20 protein-coding genes and 1 riboswitch are annotated in these 20,663 nt (G+C 65.6%); of the genes, 13 read left to right on the top strand and 7 right to left on the bottom strand.

Annotated elements, in window-relative coordinates:
• Nucleotides 1-10: 10 nt before the first annotated feature.
• Together ACO06X_RS09830 and ACO06X_RS09825 are read left to right on the top strand one after the other, a co-directional pair.
• Nucleotides 11-2,758 (top strand): [protein-PII] uridylyltransferase, encoded by a 2,748-nt coding sequence (locus ACO06X_RS09830; RefSeq protein WP_421839735.1) that lies wholly within the window; start codon nt 11-13, stop codon nt 2,756-2,758.
• On the top strand, nt 2,755-3,315 hold the full coding sequence (locus tag ACO06X_RS09825; RefSeq protein ID WP_421839734.1) for a YqgE/AlgH family protein: 561 nt from the start codon (nt 2,755-2,757) through the stop codon (nt 3,313-3,315). Before ACO06X_RS09830 ends, ACO06X_RS09825 begins: the two co-directional genes overlap by 4 nt.
• 67 nt (nt 3,316-3,382) lie before the next feature.
• On the opposite strand, the gene gltX is transcribed toward ACO06X_RS09825, so the two are convergent.
• The 3 genes from gltX to ACO06X_RS09810 all read right to left on the bottom strand — a co-directional run bounded on the left by gltX (nt 3,383) and on the right by ACO06X_RS09810 (nt 6,933).
• Nucleotides 3,383-4,708, bottom strand: coding sequence for a glutamate--tRNA ligase (gene gltX, locus ACO06X_RS09820; protein ID WP_421839880.1), 1,326 nt, complete (start codon nt 4,706-4,708; stop codon nt 3,383-3,385).
• Nucleotides 4,709-4,760: 52 nt separating this feature from the next.
• Nucleotides 4,761-5,183, bottom strand: coding sequence for a hypothetical protein (locus ACO06X_RS09815; protein WP_421839733.1), 423 nt, complete (start codon nt 5,181-5,183; stop codon nt 4,761-4,763).
• Nucleotides 5,184-5,265: 82 nt separating this feature from the next.
• Nucleotides 5,266-6,933 (bottom strand): NAD+ synthase, encoded by a 1,668-nt coding sequence (locus tag ACO06X_RS09810; RefSeq protein ID WP_421839732.1) that lies wholly within the window; start codon nt 6,931-6,933, stop codon nt 5,266-5,268.
• A 155-nt stretch (nt 6,934-7,088) separates the two neighbouring features.
• On the opposite strand from ACO06X_RS09810, the gene ACO06X_RS09805 reads away from it, so the two are divergent.
• Complete coding sequence (locus ACO06X_RS09805; protein WP_298174438.1) at nt 7,089-8,024, top strand: ribose-phosphate pyrophosphokinase; 936 nt, start codon at nt 7,089-7,091, stop codon at nt 8,022-8,024.
• Between the two features lie 68 nt (nt 8,025-8,092).
• Here the strand turns inward: ACO06X_RS09805 and ACO06X_RS09800 are convergent, their stop codons facing one another.
• Complete coding sequence (locus ACO06X_RS09800) at nt 8,093-8,986, bottom strand: haloalkane dehalogenase (RefSeq protein ID WP_421839731.1); 894 nt, start codon at nt 8,984-8,986, stop codon at nt 8,093-8,095.
• 125 nt (nt 8,987-9,111) lie between these two features.
• Here ACO06X_RS09800 and ACO06X_RS09795 point away from each other — a divergent pair, with 125 nt between their 5' ends.
• Nucleotides 9,112-9,666: an rRNA large subunit pseudouridine synthase E gene (locus ACO06X_RS09795; RefSeq protein WP_421839730.1), complete on the top strand. Its 555-nt coding sequence runs from the start codon at nt 9,112-9,114 to the stop codon at nt 9,664-9,666.
• On the opposite strand, the gene ACO06X_RS09790 is transcribed toward ACO06X_RS09795, so the two are convergent.
• Nucleotides 9,650-10,585 (bottom strand): helix-turn-helix domain-containing protein, encoded by a 936-nt coding sequence (locus ACO06X_RS09790; protein WP_421839729.1) that lies wholly within the window; start codon nt 10,583-10,585, stop codon nt 9,650-9,652. The genes ACO06X_RS09795 and ACO06X_RS09790 overlap by 17 nt on opposite strands.
• Before the next feature lie 224 nt (nt 10,586-10,809).
• Here ACO06X_RS09790 and ACO06X_RS09785 point away from each other — a divergent pair, with 224 nt between their 5' ends.
• The 3 genes from ACO06X_RS09785 to ACO06X_RS09775 all read left to right on the top strand — a co-directional run bounded on the left by ACO06X_RS09785 (nt 10,810) and on the right by ACO06X_RS09775 (nt 13,401).
• Nucleotides 10,810-11,601 carry an inositol monophosphatase family protein gene (locus ACO06X_RS09785; RefSeq protein WP_421839728.1) on the top strand — a complete coding sequence of 264 codons (792 nt, stop codon included), beginning with the start codon at nt 10,810-10,812 and terminating at the stop codon, nt 11,599-11,601.
• A gap of 15 nt (nt 11,602-11,616) precedes the next feature.
• Nucleotides 11,617-12,063, top strand: coding sequence for a gamma-glutamylcyclotransferase family protein (locus ACO06X_RS09780; protein ID WP_421839727.1), 447 nt, complete (start codon nt 11,617-11,619; stop codon nt 12,061-12,063).
• A gap of 63 nt (nt 12,064-12,126) precedes the next feature.
• Nucleotides 12,127-13,401, top strand: a complete 1,275-nt coding sequence (locus ACO06X_RS09775; protein WP_421839726.1) for an amidohydrolase family protein — start codon at nt 12,127-12,129, stop codon at nt 13,399-13,401.
• 4 nt (nt 13,402-13,405) lie between these two features.
• On the opposite strand, the gene bfr is transcribed toward ACO06X_RS09775, so the two are convergent.
• Entirely contained in the window at nt 13,406-13,885 is a 480-nt protein-coding gene (gene bfr / locus ACO06X_RS09770) for a bacterioferritin (RefSeq protein ID WP_298174451.1), read from the bottom strand.
• A 59-nt stretch (nt 13,886-13,944) separates the two neighbouring features.
• Nucleotides 13,945-14,121, bottom strand: a complete 177-nt coding sequence (locus ACO06X_RS09765; protein ID WP_421839725.1) for a (2Fe-2S)-binding protein — start codon at nt 14,119-14,121, stop codon at nt 13,945-13,947.
• Between the two features lie 127 nt (nt 14,122-14,248).
• A riboswitch (SAM-I-IV-variant riboswitch) is annotated at nt 14,249-14,363 on the top strand.
• A gap of 43 nt (nt 14,364-14,406) precedes the next feature.
• Here ACO06X_RS09765 and ACO06X_RS09760 point away from each other — a divergent pair.
• From ACO06X_RS09760 to pheT, 6 genes are all read left to right on the top strand, one after another.
• Entirely contained in the window at nt 14,407-15,312 is a 906-nt protein-coding gene (locus ACO06X_RS09760; protein WP_421839724.1) for a homoserine O-succinyltransferase, read from the top strand.
• 153 nt (nt 15,313-15,465) lie between these two features.
• Complete coding sequence (gene rpmI, locus ACO06X_RS09755; protein ID WP_054122496.1) at nt 15,466-15,669, top strand: 50S ribosomal protein L35; 204 nt, start codon at nt 15,466-15,468, stop codon at nt 15,667-15,669.
• 13 nt (nt 15,670-15,682) lie between these two features.
• Nucleotides 15,683-16,042, top strand: a complete 360-nt coding sequence (gene rplT, locus ACO06X_RS09750) for a 50S ribosomal protein L20 (protein ID WP_421839723.1) — start codon at nt 15,683-15,685, stop codon at nt 16,040-16,042.
• A gap of 236 nt (nt 16,043-16,278) precedes the next feature.
• Nucleotides 16,279-17,109 carry a helix-turn-helix domain-containing protein gene (locus ACO06X_RS09745; protein ID WP_421839722.1) on the top strand — a complete coding sequence of 277 codons (831 nt, stop codon included), beginning with the start codon at nt 16,279-16,281 and terminating at the stop codon, nt 17,107-17,109.
• Nucleotides 17,110-17,155: 46 nt separating this feature from the next.
• A complete protein-coding gene (pheS, locus tag ACO06X_RS09740) occupies nt 17,156-18,244 on the top strand; it encodes a phenylalanine--tRNA ligase subunit alpha (RefSeq protein WP_421839721.1) in 1,089 nt (362 codons plus the stop codon).
• Nucleotides 18,241-20,640 carry a phenylalanine--tRNA ligase subunit beta gene (gene pheT / locus ACO06X_RS09735; RefSeq protein ID WP_421839720.1) on the top strand — a complete coding sequence of 800 codons (2,400 nt, stop codon included), beginning with the start codon at nt 18,241-18,243 and terminating at the stop codon, nt 20,638-20,640. The genes pheS and pheT overlap by 4 nt, the downstream gene beginning before the upstream one ends.
• Nucleotides 20,641-20,663: the final 23 nt, after the last annotated feature.

The following is a 20,663-nucleotide window of genomic DNA, read 5'->3' as shown; positions in this document are numbered from 1 at the left end:
GGGAAGGGGTATGATCACCCCCCGGATTCCCAACCAGCGCGCCATCATCGATCGCCGGGCGCTCGCCGATGTCATTGCCGATCGTGTCGCGGCGCAGGGCGACAAGGCCCGGCCCGCGATTGTCGAACTGCTGCGTGAGGCTCTCGCCAAGGGCCGGGACGAACTTGCCCGGCGCCTGCGCGAGAAGCCCTCGCACGGTGCGGAGTGCGCGCAGGGGCAGGCTTTTCTGATCGATCAGCTGGTCCGCGTGATCCACGATCATGTCGTCGGCCACGTCTATCGCGCCAGCAACCGCTCGACTGGCGAGCGCATCGCGCTGGTCGCCGTCGGCGGCTACGGGCGCGGCGAGATGGCGCCGCATTCAGATGTCGATATCGCTTTCCTCACCCCCACCAAGCCCACCGCCTGGTGCGAGCAGGTGATCGAGGCGATGCTCTATTTCTTCTGGGATCTCGGCCTCAAGGTCGGCCAGTCCAGCCGCTCGCTCGATGAGATGGTGCGCATGGCGCGCAGCGATCTCACCATCCGTACCGCTCTCCTCGAAGGCCGTTATGTCTGGGGCGACCGCGCGCTGTATGAGGAAGGCTCGCGCCGCTTCTGGGCCGAAGTCGTCACCGGCACGGAGCGTCAGTTCGTCGCCGAGAAGCTGGGCGAGCGCAACGAGCGGCACAAGAAGCTGGGCGACAGCCGCTATGTCGTCGAACCCAACGTAAAGGAAGGCAAGGGCGGCCTGCGCGATCTGCACACGCTCTACTGGATCGGCAAATACATCCACAAGGTTCGCGATCCCAGCGAACTGGTCGGCGTCGGCCTGCTTACGGCGGCGGAATACCGCGCTTTCCGCCGCGCCGAGAACTTCTTCTGGTCGGTGCGCTGCCATCTCCATGCGGTGACCGGCCGCGCTGAAGATCGGCTGACCTTCGATCTCCAGCGCGAAGTGGCGCTGCGCATGAACTTCGCCGATCGCCCAGGCAAAAGCGCTGTCGAGCGCTTCATGCAGTACTTCTTCCTGCAGGCAACGCAGGTCGGCTCGCTAACCGGGATGTTCCTCGCCCAGCTCGATGAACAGTTCGCCAAGACAAAGATCGGCTTCTTCGCGGCGCTGCGCGGCCGCCGCAAGCGGAAGATCGGCGCCTTCCCGATCCAGGCCGAAAAGCTCGGCGCCGATGGCGATGATTTCTTCCGGACCGATCCCGTCCGGCTGATCGAGATCTTCCTCGTTGCCGATCGCGAAGGGCTGGAAATCCATCCCGAAGCGATGCGCCTCGCCCGCCGCGATGCCGGCCTGATCGACGCGTCGGTGCGCCGCGATCCGCGCGCCAACACGATGTTCATGGAGCTGCTCACCAGCCGCCACGATCCCGAAACCGCGCTGCGCTGGATGAGCGAGGCTGGGATTTTCGGCCGCTTCGTGCCCGATTTCGGGCGCGTCGTCGCGCAGATGCAGTTCGACATGTATCACCACTATACGGTCGATGAACACACCATCCGCGCCATCGGCCTGCTCTCGCGTATCGAGAAGGGCGAGGAGACCGAGCAGCACCCGATGGCGACGGAGGTCATTTCCAAGGTCGCCTCACGCCGCGTCCTCTACGTTGCGACCCTGCTGCACGATATCGCCAAAGGGCGGCGCGGCGATCACTCGATCCTCGGTGCCGAGATCGCGATGAAGCTCTGCCCGCGCCTCGGCATGTCGCCGGCTGAGACGGAACTTGTCGCCTGGCTGGTGCGTTGGCACCTTCTGATGAGTGCCACCGCCTTCAAACGCGACCTTGCCGACTACAAGACCATCGCCGATTTCGCAGGCCGGGTGCAGAGCCAGGAGCGGCTGCGGCTGCTGCTCATCCTCACGATCGTCGATATTCGCGCGGTAGGCCCCGGTATCTGGAACTCGTGGAAGCGCCAGCTGCTGGGCGATCTGTTCATGTCTGCGGAGGAAGTCCTTCGGCTCGGCCACAAGCAACACGGCCGCGCCGAACGGATCGCCGCGAAGAAGAAGGCCGTCGCCGCGCTGCTCAAGGAACGCGACGCGCTGATCGGCACGGTCGGCCGGCAGCTTGGCGATGCCTACTGGATTGCCGAGCCGGAAGACATCATCGCGCTCAATCTCCAGCAGATGGACATCTCGCTCGATGAGCCGCTGACGGTCGAAGCGCACTGGTATGCGGCGCGGGGCGCCACGCTCGTCACCGTGCTCGCCGCCGATCATCCGGGCCTGTTCTACCGGATTGCGGGCGGCATCCACCTCGCCGGCGGCAACATCATCGACGCGCGCATCCACACCGCGCGCAACGGCCTCGCGGTCGACAACTTCCTGGTGCAGGACCCGCTCGGCCGCCCGCTCAACGAGCCTGCGCAGATTGCTCGCCTCAAGAACGCGATCGCCGATGCGCTTGCCAATCGGGTCAAGCTCCTGCCCCAGCTCGCCGCGCGGCCGTCCGCTCGTCCGCGCGCCGAAGCGTTTGAAGTCGAACCGATCGTCATTTTCGACAACAAGGCGTCCAACCGCTTCACCGTGATCGAGGTTGGTGCGCGTGACCGTCCCGCGCTGCTCAGCCAGCTGGCGCGCGCTCTGTTCGAAGCACGGCTGGTCGTCCACTCCGCCCACATCGCGACTTATGGCGAACGCGCAGTCGATACGTTCTACGTCACCGACGTGCTTGGCGAGAAGGTGGAGGCGGATAGCCGCATGCGCGCCATTGAAAAACGCCTGATCGAAGCGGCGGAGGATCGGCGCTCCAAGGCTGCAGCGGCATGACCGAGGCGCAATACCTCGCCGGGCGCATCCTCCTTGCCATGCCCGGCATGGGCGATACCCGTTTTGAACGGGCCGTCATCGCGATGTGCGTGCACGATGAGCACGGCGCGCTGGGGATCGGCATCGGCAGCGTGCGCGAGGACGTGACGCTGCACAGCCTGCTTGCCGATATCGGCATCGATCCCGGCATGGCGCCCGATGGCCCGGTGCTTAATGGCGGCCCGGTCGAACCCTCGCGCGGGTTCGTGCTGCACAGCAATGATTGGGGCGGCAGCGGCTCGGTCGAAGTCCAGCCGCTTTGCGCGCTCTCCGCTTCTATGGACGTGCTTCGCGCGATTGCCGAAGGGCGCGGACCGTCGAAATGGCTGGTCGCGCTCGGATATGCCGGGTGGGGCGCGGGTCAGCTTGAAGGCGAGATGCGTCAGCACGGCTGGTATGCCGCCCAAGGCCGCAGCGAGATCCTGTTCGAAACCTCCGTCGCCGCACGCTGGGCCGCCACCTGGCGCGCCGAAGGCATAGACCCCTCGCATCTCGTCAGCCAGACCGGCCGCGCCTAGGTCCTCCCTGTTTTTGCGAAGCACAAATGGGGAGGTGGGCCGCCGAAGGCGGGTCGGAGGGGTAACTTCAACCGAGCCGCCGCACTGTCTCATCCCGCCCGATCAGTGGCAGCAATGCCTTCATGTCCGGCCCGTGGTCCATGCCGGTCAGCGCCTGCCGCAGCGGCAGGAACAGCGCCTTGCCCTTGCGTCCGGTCGCATCCTTGAGCGCCCCGGTGAGAGCACTCCACGGGTCGCAATTCCAGTCGAGCATGGCGGCAACAGTCGCTGCCTGATCCAGAAACGCCCGCGTCTCGGCATCGAACTGCGGCGCTGAAATTGGCCCCGTCACCACCCGCCACCAGTCCGCCGCCTCGGCCACCGTGTTCAGGTTAGGCCGGATCGCCTCCCACGCCGCTTCGCCCATTTCCGCAGGCAGGCGGCCTGCCACCCGCGCATAGGGCAACCGGTGGATCACCGCTGCATTCACCCGCGCCAGTTCCGCATCATCGAACCGCGCCGGCGCGCGCCCGAACCGCGTCAGGTCGAAGCTCTCGGCGAGGGCCTCCGCATCGAGTGCCGGATCGACCGGATCGCTCGTGCCCAACCGCGCCAGCAGCGCGATCAGCGCTTCGGGCTCGATTCCGTTCTCACGCATCTCCGCTACGCCCAGCGAGCCCAGTCGCTTGGAAAGCTTGCCCTCTGCGCCCGTCAACAGCGCCTCATGCGCAAAGCGCGGCACTGGCGCATCGAGCGCGGTGAACATCTGCACCTGCGTTGCGGTGTTGGAAACGTGGTCCTCCCCGCGCAACACGTCGGTGATGCCCATCTCGATATCGTCGATCACCGAAGGCAGCATATAGAGCCACGAGCCATCCGCCCGGCGCACCACCGGGTCCGACATCTGGCGCGGATCGAAGTGCTGATCGCCGCGAATGCCGTCCACCCATTCGATCGGGGCTTCGTGATCGAGCAGGAAGCGCCAATGCGGCCTCTCGCCGGCCGCAGCCTTGGCCGCGTGATCTTCCTCGGTCAGCGCCAACGCACCGCGATCGTAAATAGGCGGCAACCCGCGGCCCAGCAGCACCTTGCGCTTCAGGTCCAGTTCCTGCGCGGTTTCGTAGCAGCGATAGAGTCGCCCCGTTGCGACGAGTTTCTCGAACGCTGCTTCATAGATCGCAAAGCGCGCCGATTGCCGCTCCTCGCGCTCAGGATGCAGCCCCAGCCACGCCAGATCCGCCCGGATCGCCTCGACATGTTCCTCGCGGCTGCGCGCCACATCGGTATCGTCGATCCGCAGCAGGAACCGCCCGCCGCTATTCTTGGCCAGCAGCCAGTTGTGCAGCGCCGTGCGGATATTGCCGACATGAAGCGTGCCCGTGGGCGAGGGCGCAAAGCGAGTGGTGACCGTGATGGTGGTGTTCGGCATGGCTCCGCCTATAGCGGCCCGCGATGGCCCGACAAGCTCAGCCCATCAGCACGACGGCGTGGGTGCAGGCTTCCCACAGCGGTTCGTGGGCGGCGGCAGGCACGAAACCATCGATCGTGCGCATGAAATCGGCGTGGCTTCGCCCCTGGCCAGCCTCCACCATGCGTGCCAGCGTCACCTCGTCCGGCGAAAGGCGCTGGCAGCACGCCCGGCCAACCCCGAACGGCTCCGGCCAGTGCCTTGTCACCGTGCGGATCAGTTCATGCACCGCAAACGCGGCCTCGCAGTGTCGCAGCCGCAAGGCGAGCGCGGGCAGGGGATCGCTGCCGTCCCGCGCCGCCAGCGCGCAGAGCCGGATCGCAAGGATAACGTCCTGGGCGAGGGGCGATCTTTCCCGCAACGATGGTGCCCGGGCGAGCCGGGCAATCGTTTCGGCAAGGTTTCCGGCTGGTGCGGTCATGAAGCTGCTTCCAACTAATTGCGAACGATTCGCAGATTAGTCGGAAGCAGTCGAAGGTCAATGAGAATCGTTCGCAATAAGCCTAGCCGGTCCGGAACCCATGCGTGATCGGATAGCGCCGGTCGCGCCCGAAGTTGCGCATGCCCAGCTTCACCCCCGGCGGCGCCTGGCGACGCTTGTATTCGGCCACATTGAGCAACCGCTCGATCCGCGAAACCGTCGCATGGTCGAATCCCTCGGCCACGAGTTGATCGACGCTCTTCTCGTGCTCCACCAGCCCGAGCAGGATGGCATCGAGCACGGCATAATCGGGCAGCGAATCCGAATCCTTCTGGTCCGGTCGCAGCTCGGCGCTCGGCGGCTTGGTGATGATCCGCTCCGGCATAACCATGCCTTCCGGCCCCAGCCCGATCTTGGGCCGCGCCTTGTTGCGCCAGCGCGAAATCGCGAAGACCGTCGTCTTGTAGGCGTCCTTCAGCGGGTTGTAGCCGCCGTTCATGTCGCCATAGATCGTCGCGTAGCCGACGCTCATCTCGCTCTTGTTGCCGGTCGTCACCAGCATCGGCCCGAACTTGTTCGAAAGCGCCATCAACGTGGTGCCACGAATGCGCGATTGCAGGTTCTCCTCTGCCAGATCGGGCTGGCGGCCTTCAAATGCGGGGGCCAGCATATCGGCAAAGGCATCGACAGCCGGGCTGATCGGGATCGTATCGAGCCGGACGCCCAGCATCTTCGCGCAGGCCTCCGCATCCTCGAGGCTCTCGGCGCTGGTGTAGGCGCTCGGCATCATCACGCACCACACCCGCTCCGGGCCCAGCGCATCGACTGCGATCGCCGCGCAGATCGCCGAATCGATTCCGCCCGAAAGCCCCAGCACCACGCCGGGAAAGCGGTTCGTGTTCACATAATCGCGCAGCGCGAGCACCATCGCGCAGTAAATGTCCTCGGGATGCTCGGCGAGTTCGGAAACCACACCCGGCTGGCAGCGCCAGCGGTGTCCGGCACCCGATGGCACCTTCTGCCACACGGTATCGACGATCGCCTCTTCCCAGTCCGGCATCTGCACCCACAGCGCGCCTTCCGGGCCAACGACGAAGCTTGCTCCGTCAAACACCACTTCGTCCTGCCCGCCCACGCGGTTGAGATAGGCCAGCGGAATGCCCGTATCGATCGCGCGGCGCTTGGCGACACCGTCGATGCGCAGCACGTCCTTGTCGATCTCGTAGGGGCTGCCGTTGATGCACAGGAAAATGTCCGCGCCCTGCGCCGCCAGATGCCGGCACACCTCAGGCTGCCAGATATCCTCGCAGATCGGCAGGCCCAGCATCGCGCCCTTGAACGGCACCGGTTCGGGCAGCGGGCCAGGGAGGAAATAGCGCTTCTCGTCGAAGGTGCCGTAGTTGGGCAGCTCCACCTTGAACCGAACCGCCGCCACCTTGCCCTGATCGAGCAGCGCCACGCCGTTGTGCAGCGCGCCATCGCGCACGAAGACCGAGCCAACCAGCATCGCCGGGCCGCCATCCGCGGTCGCCGCCGCCATGGCTTCGAGCGCGATGGCCGCCCGCTCTATCAGTGCAGGCTTCAGGATCAGGTCTTCCGGCGGATAGCCGATCAGCTGCATCTCGGGATAGACGATGAGGTCGCTGCCCTCGGCCCGCTCCCGCACCGCGAGCATCGTGGCTGCGTTGGCGGCAAGATCGCCGACCTTCTGGTTGAGCTGCGCAAGGGTGATGATGAGTGTATCGGCCATGGGCAGACCCTAGGCGGCATTGGCGCAGCAGTTCAAGGATATCCAATGGTGCAAGCTTGGCCTTGGTGCAAAACCATGTGTCCGAACGTTGCAATGCTGTCATCTTGGGCTAAGGCCCTGCCCATCGCCCAGATTTGAGGGACTCGGGGAAGCCCATGAAGATCATGTCCGGCAACGGCAATCTGCCGCTGGCCCGCGCCATCGCTGCCTATCTCGAACTGCCGCTGACCGAAGCTTCGGTCCGCCGCTTTGCCGACGAGGAAGTCTTCGTCGAGATTCACGAGAATGTGCGCGGCGAAGACGTGTTCATCGTTCAGTCGACCGGTTATCCGGCGAACGACAACCTGATGGAACTGCTGATCTGCACCGATGCGCTGCGCCGCGCTTCGGCCAAGCGGATCACTGCGGTCATTCCGTACTTCGGCTATGCCCGGCAGGACCGCAAGCCCGGCCCGCGCACGCCGATCTCGGCCAAGCTTGTCGCCAATCTGATCACCACGGCGGGTGCCGACCGCGTACTCGCGGTCGATCTCCATGCCGGGCAGATCCAGGGCTTCTTCGATATCCCGACCGACAACCTCTTCGCCGCGCCGGTCATGGCCGCCGATATCCAGACGCGCTACGGCGGTCAGGATCTCATGGTCGTTTCGCCCGACGTTGGCGGTGTGGTCCGCGCCCGTGCGCTCGCCAAGCGGCTCGACAACGCCCCCCTCGCCATCGTCGACAAGCGGCGTGACCGTCCGGGCCAGAGCGAGGTGATGAACATCATCGGCGATGTCTCGGGCCGCATGTGCATTCTCATCGATGATATCATCGATTCGGGCGGCACGCTCTGCAACGCGGCGCAGGCGCTGCTCGATAGCGGAGCCAAGGGCGTTGCCGCCTATATCAGCCACGGCGTGCTTTCTGGCGGCGCAGTGGCGCGGGTCAACAACTCGGCGCTCAAGGAGCTTGTCATTACCGACACGATCCTGCCGACCGAGGCCACCCAGGCGTCCGATCGCATCCGCGTGCTCACGATTGCGCCCTTGATCGGCGAAGCGGTCCGCCGTATCGCCGACGAAAGTTCGGTTTCCAGCCTGTTCGATTGATTTTCAAGAGGTTCCGGCCCTCTCCCTGACGGGGGAGGGGGTCGGGGCACTGGGTCGGACTCCAGATCCTAGAGCCCGAAAGCCTCCAGCGCCGCCTTGGCGATCACATCCCCCCGCTCCTGCACGAAGTGGCCGCCATCGGCGATTTCCAGCGGCGCCGGGCAGCCGTGGATCGTTGCGCGCAGGTTCGCCATATGGTCCGGCCCCAGCACCGGGTCCATCATCCCCACCGCCATGAACGTTGGCCCACGCCATTCGTCGTGCCACCACGCAGCGGCGCGTTTGGCTTCGGCAACGCCTTCCATGTCCGGGCTCGTCATCACCAGTTCGGGGAAGCGCCGGACCCCGGCCTTGTAGCGCGCATCGGGGAAGGGCGCGCCATAGGCCGCAGCTTCGGCGTCGCTCAGGCCCACTTGTGCCCGCTTGAAGAGCGCTGCAATGTCGAGATCCGGCTGGCTGCGATTGTAGGCGCGCCAAGCGTCGAAGCCGGGCCCGGCGGATTGGCCCACCGGGATCGCGGTGTTCATCACCAGCAGCCGCTCGAAACGTTCGGGCATGGCGGGCGGAATCGTCAGGCCGAGGATGCCGCCCCAGTCCTGACAGACAAGCGTGATATGCGTCAGGTCCAGCGCTGCGATGAACGCCATCAGCATGCCGCGGTGGAAGTGGAAGGTATAGGTCGCCTCGTCCACCGGCTTGTCGGACCGGCCAAAGCCAAGCAGGTCGGGCGCGATCACCCGGTAACCGGCCTCGGCAAAGATCGGGATCATCTTGCGATAGAGATAGCACCAGCTCGGCTGGCCGTGGAGGCAGAGGAAGGTCGTCGCCGCATCGCGTGGGCCTTCATCGATGAAGTGGACACGCAGTCCCTCGTATCCCTTGAGGCTGTCGATATAGTGCGGTGCAAAGGCGTAGCCGGGCAGGTTCTCGAACCGGCTGTCATCAGTACGCAAGGCTTCCATGGCGCCCGTCTCCCATCGTGTTTTCGTTGCCGCCGCCACGCGACTTTAGCGCGCGAGGTGGTTCGCGCAATCAGGCGGACTGGCAGTTTTTGACACAGGCGCCATCGCAGCCCATGGGAAGCGGGATGGCGCTGATCCTGTTCAACAAGCCCTATGGCGTGCTCTGCCAGTTCAGCCCGGAGCCCAATGGCCCGCCGCGCCCGACACTTGCCGACTACATCCAGCGTCCCGGCGTCTACCCCGCCGGTCGGCTCGATCACGATAGCGAAGGGCTGCTCCTGCTCACCGATGATGGCCGCCTCCAGGCGCGCATCGCCGATCCGCGCTTCAAGCTGGCCAAGACCTATCTGGTGCAGGTCGAAGGCGATCCGGACGAGGCCGCGCTCGAGCCCTTGCGCCAAGGTGTGGTGCTGAAAGATGGGCGAACCCTTCCCGCCGACGTGCGCCGCATCGATCCGCCTTCGCTCTGGCCGCGTGATCCGCCCGTCCGCTTCCGCAAGAGCGTGCCCGATTGCTGGATCGAACTCACCATCCGCGAAGGCCGCAACCGGCAAGTGCGCCGCATGACCGCAGCGGCCGGCTTTCCCACCTTGCGGCTGGTTCGCTGGCGGATCGGCGAATGGACGCTCGAGGGGCTTGCACCCGGCGAATGGCGCGAAGGCCCTACTGCCAGGGCTTGATATCGCCCGGCGCGATTCGCGCGATCGTTTCCAGCCGCCGTGCCTGCCGGGTTTCCAGCGAGAGCGTCATCAGCGGCTGCGGCGAATCGACGAACTGGCGCGGACTCATCCCGAACAGCGCGGTGAACTCGCGGATCAGGTGGCTCTGGTCGTAGTAGCGCAGTGCCAGTGCCTCGGCCTCGTCGTGATCAGCCACACCGCGCAAGTGGCTTGCCATGTCGAGCGCGCGGGCGCGGCGCAGCACCTGCTTGGGCGGCATGCCGAAATCGCGCCGTACCTGCCGTTCGAGCTTGCGCTGTTCGGTTCCGCACTGCTGTGCCAGCCGCGCGACGGTAATCTCGGGATTGGTGAAGGCTGCGGCTTCCACCGCGGCGGCGGTCGGATCGGGTTCGGTCCCGCCGGCGCGCGCAATCTGGCGGCGCATGGCGTCTTCCATGGCGGCGCACCAGTCTTCTGGCGAGCCGCCGGCCTCGCACAGGTTCATCCATTCGTGCTGGCACAGCCCCAGCGTTTCAACCGGTGCCAGCTTGTCGCACATCGTATCGAGCTTGAGCTTGCCCAGTGCATGGCAGGCGCCCGCGCGGAAGGACAGGCCAACGCTGGTGAAGCTTCCCTTGACGGTGATCGGCATGCGCCGCGTCTGCGGACCGAAGTAGAGCGCGGCGCGGCCCATTTCGCGCCGTCCCTCCGCTGTCTCTGCCGTCCAGTCGCCGCGCAGCTGGATGCGCAGCATCGCCGCATCGCTGAAGATGCCGCAGGAAAGCGCGTAGTCCACCGGGGCATCGACGATGGTGACATAAAGCCGGGCAATCCACGGCTGCAGATCGCGCGCCGGTGCGCGGCTGTACGAGATCGGCTGGCCATCCCGCGTCGCCGCCGCGCCCGAGGCGATCGCCGGGTCAACGGCAGGTCTGCTCATCCGATTCATCAATGCCCCCCATTGCCCTCACTCGGGCAGAATTGATCTGCCCGCGATCGGTCTAGCCACCCCATCATCCCCCGGGTGTGCGCAATATCACTATCGATAAGCACAATCCTGCCGCTTCGCCAAGGCATCAGGTCCTTGAAGGCAAGGCCAGAGGCTGCGGGAAGCTGCAAATGCCCCCCTTGACCGTGCTCCCGAACGCGCGCCATTGCTGCACAATGAAAGATGCCGATCTGGATCGCGATATCGCTCTCGCCCTGCGCCTCGCCGATGCGGCAGGGGCTGCCATCCGCCCGTTTTTCCGCAGCGGCCTTTCGGCTGATCGCAAGGCCGATGCCTCGCCTGTCACCCTCGCGGACCGCGCGGCGGAAGAGGCCATGCGCGCCATCCTGATCACCGAGGTGCCGGACGATACGGTGATCGGTGAGGAAATGGGTGCCACGCCGGGCTCGTCCAGGCGCAGCTGGGTGCTCGATCCGATCGATGGCACCACCGGTTTCCTTGCCGGCCGCCCGCTGTTCGGAACCCTGATCGCGCTCGTGGTCGAAGGGTTTCCCGTGCTCGGGGTGATCGACCAGCCGATCCTGGGCGAGCGCTGGGTCGGCGTCATCGGCCGGCCGACAACTTTCAATGGCCATGCCGTCCGCACCCGCGCCTGCGCGCACCTCGCCGATGCCGCGCTCGCCACGACGGGTCCGCACTATTTTGACGATCACGATGGCGCCCACTTCATGGGCCTCGCGGCAAAGACCGATCACAAGCGCATGGTGATGGGCGGCGATTGCTACAATTACGCGATGCTCGCCTCGGGTTTCCTCGATATCGTTTGCGAGGCCGGGCTCAAGCTGCATGATTGGGCCGCGCTCGTGCCCGTTGTCGAAGGGGCTGGCGGCACCATGGCGGACTGGAACGGCGAACCGCTCCACGCCGGGTCCGATGGCCACGTCATCGCGGTGGGCGATGCCGCAAGGCTTGAGGACGTGGTCGAGGCGCTGGCCTGCCACCACTGATCCCCCACCAATCCGATGCACGCCCCGCGCCGCCTGTTCTTCTATGGCACGCTGACCCACGAGCATTCCAGCACGCTGACCGAAACGCTGCTGCCACGGCTCGGCGGGCGTCCCCGGCGCGGCTGGGTGCCCGGCGCGCTGTTCCTGCGGCGCGATCGCCAAGGCGTCTATCCGGTGCTGATGCCGGGCGCTGGCCGCGTCAAGGGCTGGGTCTATGGCGGCTTGAAACCGATCCCGCGCTCGGTCCTCGCCGAATTTGACGCCTGGGAATATTGTGACCCACTCCGCCCCGGTCGCGGCGAATATCGGCGCGTCAATCTTGTCGTCCATACGCGCGCTGGCCCGCTGCGCGCTGCCGGCTATCTGCCGAACCGCCGCGCGCCACTGGGGCTGCGGGCGGTCCCCGGCGGAGACTTTGCGGCCCATGCCGCCGCGCATGGCCTTCGCGTGCTCGCAGAATAAGCGGCCTTGTCAGCGTCGAGCCCGCATGCGAGCAAGCTTCTGACATATTTGGAGACAAGAGAAATGCGCAGCGCAATCGGGGCAATCACCATCGGTTTGGCACTGGCCGCCGCGCCCGCCTCGGCAAAGACGGTGGTGGTCCGCGCCGCACATATGGTCGATGTCCTCGCCGGCCGGACGGTGGACAATGTTCAGGTCGTGATCACCGATGGCCGCATCGCCGCTGTCGGCAAGCCTGGAGATGCTGTTCCTGCCGGCGCGGAGACGATCGATCTCGGCGCGCGCACGCTCGTTCCCGGCCTGATCGACATGCACGTCCATCTCACCGGCGATCCGCGCTTCGGCGGCTACCGCACTCTTGAATACACCGATAACTTCTGGACCGTTGTCGGCGTCGCCAATGCGAAGCGCACCGTCGAGGCCGGGTTCACGACCGTGCGCAATGTCGGATCGAGCAACTACGATGATGTGGCGCTCAAGCAGGGCATCGAGGCGGGCTACATCACGGGTCCGCGCATCGTGCCCGCAACCTATGCGCTCGGCGCGACCGGCGGGCACTGCTATTCGACCGAGTATCCGCCTTCGATCACGGTGCCAGCGCCGGGGATTGCCAACTCACCCGAAGAATTTCGCGCTGCCGTGCGCAAGATGCGCAAGTATGGTGCCGAGGTCATCAAGGTCTGCATGACCGGCGGGGTCCTCTCGAAGACCGATTCTGTCGGCGGCCAGCAGATGAGCCTTGAGGAGATCAAGGCAGTCACCGACGAAGCGCACATGCTCGGCATGCGGGTCGCGGCCCACGCGCATGGCACCGCCGGTATCAACGATGCGCTGCGCGGCGGCGTCGATACGATCGAGCATGCCAGCCTTGCCGATGACGAGAGCTTCAAGCTCGCCAAGGCCAAGGGCGCCTGGCTCGATATGGATATCTACAACGACGACTATATCCTTGCCGAAGGCGCGAAGAACGGAGTTTTCGAGGAAAGCCTCGCCAAGGAGCGTCTTGTGGGTCGCAAGCAGCGCGAGACCTTCCGCGCCGCCCACGCCGCCGGGGTCAAGCTGCTGTTCGGCACCGATGGCGGTGTCTATCCCAACGGCGACAATGCCAAGCAGTTCGCCAAGATGGTCGAATGGGGCATGACCCCGCTGGAGGCCATCCAGGCCGCCACCAGAAGCGCGGCCGAGGCGCTGGACAAGACCGCCGACGTCGGCGCGATCGCACCGGGCCGCTATGGCGATCTGGTCGCGGTGGACGGCGATCCGCTCGCCGATGTTCGCGTGCTTGAAAAGCCCGCCTTCGTGATGAAGGGCGGCGAGGTGATCCGCGCCGCGCCTTGATGGGTCAGGCTTCCGATGCCTCGCTGTTGAGCTGGATGTAGTTGGCGAGGCCCATCCGCGCGATCATTTCGAACTGGGTTTCCAGCACGTCGACATGCTCCTCCTCGTTGGAGAGAATGTCGGCAAACAAGTCGCGGCTGACGAAGTCGCGCACGCTCTCGCAGTGGGCAATTGCGTCCTTGAGCAGCGGGATCGCGTCATGCTCCAGCGCAAGGTCGGCCTTGAGCACGTCCTCGACGTCCTCGCCGATGCGCAGGCGGCCGATGGCCTGAAAATTGGGCAGGCCATCGAGGAACAGAATGCGGTCCGCCAACCGGTCGGCGTGCTTCATCTCGTCGATCGATTCGTGGCGCTCGTATTCGGCGAGCTTCTTGAGGCCCCAGTTGGCCAGCATCCGGTAATGCAGCCAGTACTGGTTGATGGCGGTCAGCTCGTTGAGCAGGGCCTTGTTGAGGAATTCGATGACCTTGGCATCACCCTTCACGCTGCGTCTCCTCGCTAGGCGCCAAGAGTAGTCAGACCAGCGATCCGGCGCAAGGCAAGTCAGGCCAGAATGCAGGACCGCGCTTCGGCGACGATGTGCTCGGCATCTTCCAGGCACTGGCGGCACTGCGGGGCAAAGCCGAGCTTGGCATAAAGCGATTCGGCATCGCCGCCCTGCTCGCAGGCGGCGCGGCGCAGGTCCTTTTCGCGGATGGCATTGCAGATGCAGATATACATCGGAAGCGAATCCTCACGCTGTGTCGGCTAATACGTAATGCGAGGCATTTGCAATAGCAAGTGAGATCTGGGCGAGCGTCCGGATGCGGCAGGGCGTTGCATTTCAATGGCAGTCGCCCTATGTCTCGCCCCGCATCAAGAGTTGGGGAATGATGCCCCGACGCCAACCTGCCGGTTTCCGGGCAAGGTGGCGCCTTCGCCAGCGAAGGGATGTGGCCGGTCCGGCAACCAAACGGAACAAGGCTACAGGCGTCGTTTCCCGCGAAGTTCAAAGGGTTACGACACGTGCCGATCCGCATCGCCGACAATCTGCCCGCCCGCCGCACGCTGGAGGCCGAGGGCGTTATCGTCATGAGCGAGACCGAGGCCGCGCGTCAGGACATCCGTCCCTTGCGCGTCGCTTTGCTCAACCTCATGCCCGACAAGATTACCACCGAGACCCAGATTGCCCGCCTGCTCGGCGCAACGCCGCTGCAGATCGAACTCGATCTCGTGCGCATTTCAGACCACGTCAGCAAGAACACCTCGGCCGGGCACATCACATCGTTCTACCGGCCTTGGGAAGATCTCCGCACCGAGAAGTTCGATGGCCTCATCATCACCGGCGCTCCGGTCGAACAGATCGGGTTCGAGGAGGTGACCTATTGGGACGAGATGTGCCGCATCCTCGATTGGTCGCGGCACAATGTTCACCGCACGCTGACGCTGTGCTGGGGCGCCATGGCCGCCTTGCATTACTTCCACGGCGTGCCCAAGCATGCGCTGACCCAGAAGGCGACCGGCGTGTTCAGCCACGTCAACCGTGCGCCGGCAAATCCGCTCATGCGCGGGCTGCCCGATCGGTTCGATGTCCCCGTCTCGCGCTGGAGCGAACTGCGCGGTGCGGATCTTCCCGCCGGGCGCGGGCTCACCGTGCTGGCCGATAGCCCGGAGACCGGCCTTTGCCTTGTCAGCGATCCGGCCAACGACGCGGTCCACATGCTCAACCACCTCGAATACGATACGCTGACGCTTGCGAGCGAATATGCGCGGGATGAAGGGCGTAGTCTGCCGTTGCACTACTTTCCGGGCGATGATCCTGCCGCCGCGCCGTCCAACACCTGGCGCGGCCACGGCCATCTGCTGTTCGGCAACTGGATCAACGAGACCTACCAGACGACCCCGTTCGACCGGGAGGAGATCGGCGGCTGACTCGGCCATTCGGTCCCCTCAAAGCGCAATCGCTTGCCTTTTGCGCCATGCGCCACTAAGCGCGCCCACTTCATCGGGTGCGGATTCGATGACTTGCCTGGCCATGCAGGGCTGCCACGGCGGGTCGGACGCACCCTTATCAAGGAGACGAAAATGCCCAAGCTCAAGACCAAGAGCGGTGTGAAGAAGCGCTTCAAGATCACCGCCTCCGGCAAGGTTAAGCACGGCGTCGCCGGCAAGCGCCACCGCCTGATCAGCCACAACGCCAAGTACATCCGCCAGAACCGCGGGATGGACGTGATCTCCGACGCCGATGCGAAGGTGATCAAGAAGTGGGCGCCCTACGGGCTGAACTGAGGAGCGTTAGACCATGAGCCGTATCAAACGGGGTGTTACCACCCGCGCCAAGCACAAGCGCATTCTCGAACAGGCCAAGGGCTATCGGGGCCGCCGCAAGAACACCATCCGCGTTGCCCGTCAGGCCGTCGAAAAGGCCGGCCAGTACGCGTACCGCGACCGCAAGGTGAAGAAGCGGGAGTTCCGCGGTCTGTGGATCCAGCGCATCAACGCCGCTGTCCGCGCCGAAGGCCTGACCTACTCGCAGTTCATCCACGGCACCAAGCTTGCCGGGATCGAACTCGATCGCAAGGCCATGGCCGATCTCGCGATGAACGAAGGCGGTGTGTTCACCGCGATCATCGCGCAGGCCAAGCAGGCTTTGGCAAACTGATCGGAATGTAACGGCCCGACGTTCCAATCTGGTGCGTTTGGCAGCTGTTGAATTCTGGATCTGGCTGAAATGCAAGGGGGCACCGGTCTTGGGACCGGTGCCCTTTTTGCCATTTTGGACTGTTCCCGTTGTGGCCCATAGGGGTTATGATCCTACCAACAGGGATAATAACGAGGGGCGCAATAGTGAACGGTCCATGTGCCGTCAGGGTACGATTCCATCAGCCGCCCGCGGCCATGCGCCCCTATTTCACGACCTTCTACATCACCGAAATCGTTGTTGGCGCCGAAGGCCAGGTCACCGATCATCTCCACCCCGAATGGGCCAACCTGCGCATCATCAGCGGTGCCCTGCCGGTTTCGGAGATCCGCGGTGCCGCCCCGTTCGGCGGCGTCACCGGCATTGTCACCGGGCCGACCAGCACTGCGGTGCGCTTCACCACCGGCACTTCACGCATCTGGGGGATCGGCCTGCTGCCTCTCGGCTGGGCCAAGTTCGTTGCCGCCCCGGCAAATGCCTATGCCGATCGCCTCTGCGATTCGGCGGCGGAACCGGCGTTCGCGCCGCTGCGTCCTCTGGTGGATACGCTGTTCGGGCCTGAGCCTGATGAAGCTGCCGAACTAGAGCGAATCACCCGTCACTTCGAAAGCCTCGCAGCCCGTCCGCTGCCCGAGGAAGCGCGCATCCGGACCGTTCATCATGTGCTCGTCGATCCCGACGTCGCCAGCGTGGCGGACATGGCGGAGCGGGCCAGCTTGCCCACGCATACGCTGGAGCGCGTCTGCCGCCGTTACTTCGGCTTTCCGCCCAGCCTGCTGCTGCGCCGGCAGCGCTTCATGCGCAGCCTCTCGCAGTACATGCTCGACCCCTCGCTGAAGTGGATCGGCGCCATCGATTCGCACTATCACGATCAGGCACAGTTCGTGCGCGAGTTCCACCGCTTCATGGGGATGAGCCCGAGCGCCTATGCCGCGCTGCCCCATCCGGTGCTCGCCGGGGTCATGCGCGCCCGCATGGTGGCCGCAGGGGCACCGGTGCAGGCATTGCACGATCCCTCAAGGGACTGAACGCGCGCCTTGGATTCCGCGCCGTTTGGCGCTAGCGGCGGGCGCGATGGAACAGCTTGAACCTACACTCGCCGCGATTGCAGCGGCAGACACGATCGAAGCCGTCGAGGCGCTGCGCGTCGGTGCGCTTGGCAAGCAGGGCTGGGTCTCGGCCTTGCTCAAGTCGCTGGGCGGCATGAGCCCCGAGGAACGCACCAGCACCGGGCCGCGCATCCACGCCGCGCGCGAGGCCGTCACCGCCGCACTCGGCGAACGCCGCGCCGCGCTGGAAAGCGCCGCGCTTGAGGCAAAGCTTGCGGCAGAAACCGCCGACCTTTCGCTCCCCGCACCGGCGGCCCCGCGCGGCAGTGTCCACCCGGTCAGCCAGGTCATGGACGAGCTGGCCGAGATTTTCGCCGACATGGGCTTTGCCGTGGCGACGGGGCCGGAGATCGAGGACGACTGGCACAACTTCACCGCGCTCAACATGCCCGAAACGCACCCGGCGCGAGCGATGCACGATACGTTCTACTTCCCGGACAAGGATGCAGAGGGCCGCTCGATGCTGCTCCGCACGCATACCTCGCCGGTCCAGATCCGCTCGATGCTCAGCCAGGGCGCGCCCTTGCGCGTGATTGCGCCGGGCCGCGTCTACCGGTCAGACAGCGACGCCACGCACACCCCGATGTTCCATCAGATCGAGGGCCTCGTGATCGACAAGGGTATCCACCTCGGCCACCTCAAGTGGACGCTGGAAACCTTCCTCAAGGCCTTCTTCGAGCGTGAGGACATCGTCCTGCGCCTGCGCCCCAGCTATTTCCCTTTCACCGAACCTTCGGTCGAAGTCGACGTCGGCTACACCCTGATAAATGGCAAGCGCGTGGTTGGCGGCAGCGGCGATGCGGCGAACGGCGGCTGGATGGAAGTGCTCGGTTCCGGCATGGTCAACCGCAAGGTGATCGAATTCGGCGGGCTCGATCCCGATGAATGGCAGGGCTTCGCGTTCGGTACCGGCGTCGATCGGCTCGCGATGCTGAAATACGGCATGGACGATCTGCGCGCCTTCTTCGATGGCGATGTGCGCTGGCTCCAGCACTACGGCTTTGGCGCGCTCGATGTGCCGACCCTTTCCGGCGGCGTGGGAGTGCGCGCATGAAGTTTGCTCTCTCATGGCTCCAGGCCCTGCTCGATACCAAGGCCGATGCCCGCACCATTGCCGAAAAGCTCACTTCGCTCGGCCTCGAGATCGAAGGCGTCGAGGATGCCTCCGCCGCGCTCAAGAAGTTCCGCGTCGCCCGCGTGCTGACGGCGGAACGGCACCCGCAGGCGGACAAGTTGCAAGTCCTCTCGGTCGATCTGGGTGACGGCACCCCGCTTCAGGTCGTCTGCGGCGCGCCGAATGCGCGCGCGGGCCTCGTTGGCGTTCTCGGTGTTCCTGGCGCAGTGGTTCCGGCCAACGGCATGGAGCTTCGCAAGTCCGCCATCCGCGGCGTCGAATCCAACGGCATGATGTGCTCGACGCGCGAGCTCGGCCTTGGTGAAGAGCACGATGGCATCATCGAGCTGCCCGCCGACGCCCCCATCGGCACCAGCTTCGCCGATTATCTCGGCTCCGACCCGGTGTTCGACGTCGCAATCACGCCCAACCGTCCGGACTGCATGGGTGTCCACGGCATCGCGCGCGATCTTGCGGCGGCGGGCCTTGGCGTGCTCAAGCCGATCGACGTCGCGCCGATCACCGGCAGCTTCCCGTGCCCGGTCGAAGTCCGCACCGATGATCCCGAAGGCTGCCCCGCCTTCTACGGCCGCGTCATTCGCGGCGTGAAGAACGGCCCCAGCCCGCAGTGGTTGCAGGACCGCCTCAAGAGCGCGGGCCAGCGCCCGATTTCGGCGCTGGTCGACATCACCAACTACGTGATGCTCGGCTATGGCCGCCCCGCGCATGCCTATGACCTCGCCAAGCTCACCGGCGCCGTCTGCGCCCGCAACGCCCGCGAAGGTGAGACTTGCCTTGCCCTCAACGGCAAGGAATACGCGCTCGAACCATGGATGACCGTGATCGCCGATGAAGCCGGCGTCCACGATATCGCCGGGATCATGGGCGGCGAACATTCGGGCTGTTCTGACGACACGACCGACGTCCTACTCGAAGTCGCCTACTTCACCCCCGCCAATATCGCCCGCACCGGGCAGGCGCTGGCGCTCACGTCCGACGCGCGCGGCCGCTTCGAGCGCGGGGTCGATCCCGCCTTCCTCGATACTGGCCTGGACCTGCTCACCAGCCTGATCCTCGAGATCTGCGGCGGCGAGCCGAGCGAAGTGATCCGCGCCGGCCAGCCCCCGCTTGCGCGCAAGAGCTTCGGCTATGATCCGGCGCTCGCCGGCAATCTCGGCGGGATCGATGTCGCCAATGGCGAACAGAAGCGCATCCTTGCCGCGCTTGGTTTCGAAGTTTTCGAAGACTTGGCCAAGCACTGGGACGTGACGGTGCCGACCTGGCGCCCGGACGTCGACGGCGCACCCGACATCGTGGAGGAAGTGATCCGCGTTCACGGCCTCGATGCCGTGCCCTCCACCCCGCTGCCGCGCGCCGACGGCGTCGCCAAGCCCACCGCCACGCCCGCGCAGATGCAGGAGCGCCGCATCCGCCGGGCTGCCGCCGCGCGCGGACTGAACGAGGCAGTAACCTGGTCGTTCCTTCCCACGAGCGAGGCCGCGCACTTTGCTGATGGCGATCTCTGGACGCTGGCCAATCCGATCTCCGAAGACCTCAAGACCATGCGCCCCTCGCTGCTGCCGGGCCTGCTATCGGCAGCGCGGCGCAATCTTGATCGCGGCGCCACTTCGGTCCGTCTGTTCGAGATCGGCCGCCGCTATCTGCGCGGGGAAGGCGGCGCGAGCGACGAGCAGCCCAGCCTCGCCGTCGTGCTCGCGGGCGAAGCGGCACCGCGCGGCTGGGCGACGGGGAAGGCCAAGCCCTTCGATGCCTTCGACGCGAAGGCCGAGGCCCTTGCGCTCCTCGCCGAAGCTGGTGCGCCGGTCGATAACCTGCAGGTGATGGGTGAAGCAGGCAGCCAGTTCCACCCCGGCCAGTCTGCCACCTTGCGCCTCGGGCCCAAGACCGTGCTCGCGCGCTTCGGTCTGCTGCATCCCACCACCGCCAAGGCCTTCGATCTGGCCGGTCCGGTTGCTGTGGTCGAACTGTTCCTCGGCGCGATCCCCGCGCGCAAGGGCCCCGGCAGCTTTGCCCGTCCGCACTTCGCGCCGCCCGCGCTGCAGGCCGTCACGCGCGATTACGCCTTCCTCGTGCCTGCCGCGCTCCCCGCCGGCGATCTGCTGCGCGCCGTGCGCGGGGCGGACAAGGCCAACGTGGTCGCCGCGCGGGTGTTCGATGATTTCCGAGGGCAGGGCGTGCCGGAAGGTCACAAGTCGCTGGCCGTCGAGGTCACTTTGCAGCCGGTCGAGAAGAGCTACGACGAGGCGGCATTGAAAGCGATCACCGACAAGATCGTGGCAGCCGGCGCGAAGCTCGGCGGCGTGCTGCGCGCCTGAAAACACCTGCCAGCCGGGGACCG

This window comes from Novosphingobium sp., from assembly GCF_965229225.1.
Classification (GTDB): Bacteria; Pseudomonadota; Alphaproteobacteria; order Sphingomonadales; family Sphingomonadaceae; genus Novosphingobium.
This window is presented reverse-complemented; position numbering and strand designations above follow the sequence as displayed.

Excerpts from the sequence above, each read along its gene's own strand:
- ACO06X_RS09775 (WP_421839726.1), top strand. The coding sequence starts at position 12,127 with ATGCGCAGCGCAATCGGGGCAATCACCATCGGTTTGGCACTGGCCGCC.
- ACO06X_RS09830 (WP_421839735.1), top strand. The coding sequence starts at position 11 with ATGATCACCCCCCGGATTCCCAACCAGCGCGCCATCATCGATCGCCGG.
- ACO06X_RS09800 (WP_421839731.1), bottom strand. The coding sequence starts at position 8,986 with ATGGAAGCCTTGCGTACTGATGACAGCCGGTTCGAGAACCTGCCCGGC.
- ACO06X_RS09795 (WP_421839730.1), top strand. The coding sequence starts at position 9,112 with ATGGCGCTGATCCTGTTCAACAAGCCCTATGGCGTGCTCTGCCAGTTC.
- ACO06X_RS09785 (WP_421839728.1), top strand. The coding sequence starts at position 10,810 with ATGAAAGATGCCGATCTGGATCGCGATATCGCTCTCGCCCTGCGCCTC.
- rpmI (WP_054122496.1), top strand. The coding sequence starts at position 15,466 with ATGCCCAAGCTCAAGACCAAGAGCGGTGTGAAGAAGCGCTTCAAGATC.
- rplT (WP_421839723.1), top strand. The coding sequence starts at position 15,683 with ATGAGCCGTATCAAACGGGGTGTTACCACCCGCGCCAAGCACAAGCGC.
- ACO06X_RS09805 (WP_298174438.1), top strand. The coding sequence starts at position 7,089 with ATGAAGATCATGTCCGGCAACGGCAATCTGCCGCTGGCCCGCGCCATC.
- ACO06X_RS09825 (WP_421839734.1), top strand. The coding sequence starts at position 2,755 with ATGACCGAGGCGCAATACCTCGCCGGGCGCATCCTCCTTGCCATGCCC.
- ACO06X_RS09790 (WP_421839729.1), bottom strand. The coding sequence starts at position 10,585 with ATGAGCAGACCTGCCGTTGACCCGGCGATCGCCTCGGGCGCGGCGGCG.
- pheT (WP_421839720.1), top strand. The coding sequence starts at position 18,241 with ATGAAGTTTGCTCTCTCATGGCTCCAGGCCCTGCTCGATACCAAGGCC.
- pheS (WP_421839721.1), top strand. The coding sequence starts at position 17,156 with ATGGAACAGCTTGAACCTACACTCGCCGCGATTGCAGCGGCAGACACG.
- ACO06X_RS09780 (WP_421839727.1), top strand. The coding sequence starts at position 11,617 with ATGCACGCCCCGCGCCGCCTGTTCTTCTATGGCACGCTGACCCACGAG.
- ACO06X_RS09765 (WP_421839725.1), bottom strand. The coding sequence starts at position 14,121 with ATGTATATCTGCATCTGCAATGCCATCCGCGAAAAGGACCTGCGCCGC.
- ACO06X_RS09745 (WP_421839722.1), top strand. The coding sequence starts at position 16,279 with ATGCGCCCCTATTTCACGACCTTCTACATCACCGAAATCGTTGTTGGC.
- ACO06X_RS09810 (WP_421839732.1), bottom strand. The coding sequence starts at position 6,933 with ATGGCCGATACACTCATCATCACCCTTGCGCAGCTCAACCAGAAGGTC.
- ACO06X_RS09815 (WP_421839733.1), bottom strand. The coding sequence starts at position 5,183 with ATGACCGCACCAGCCGGAAACCTTGCCGAAACGATTGCCCGGCTCGCC.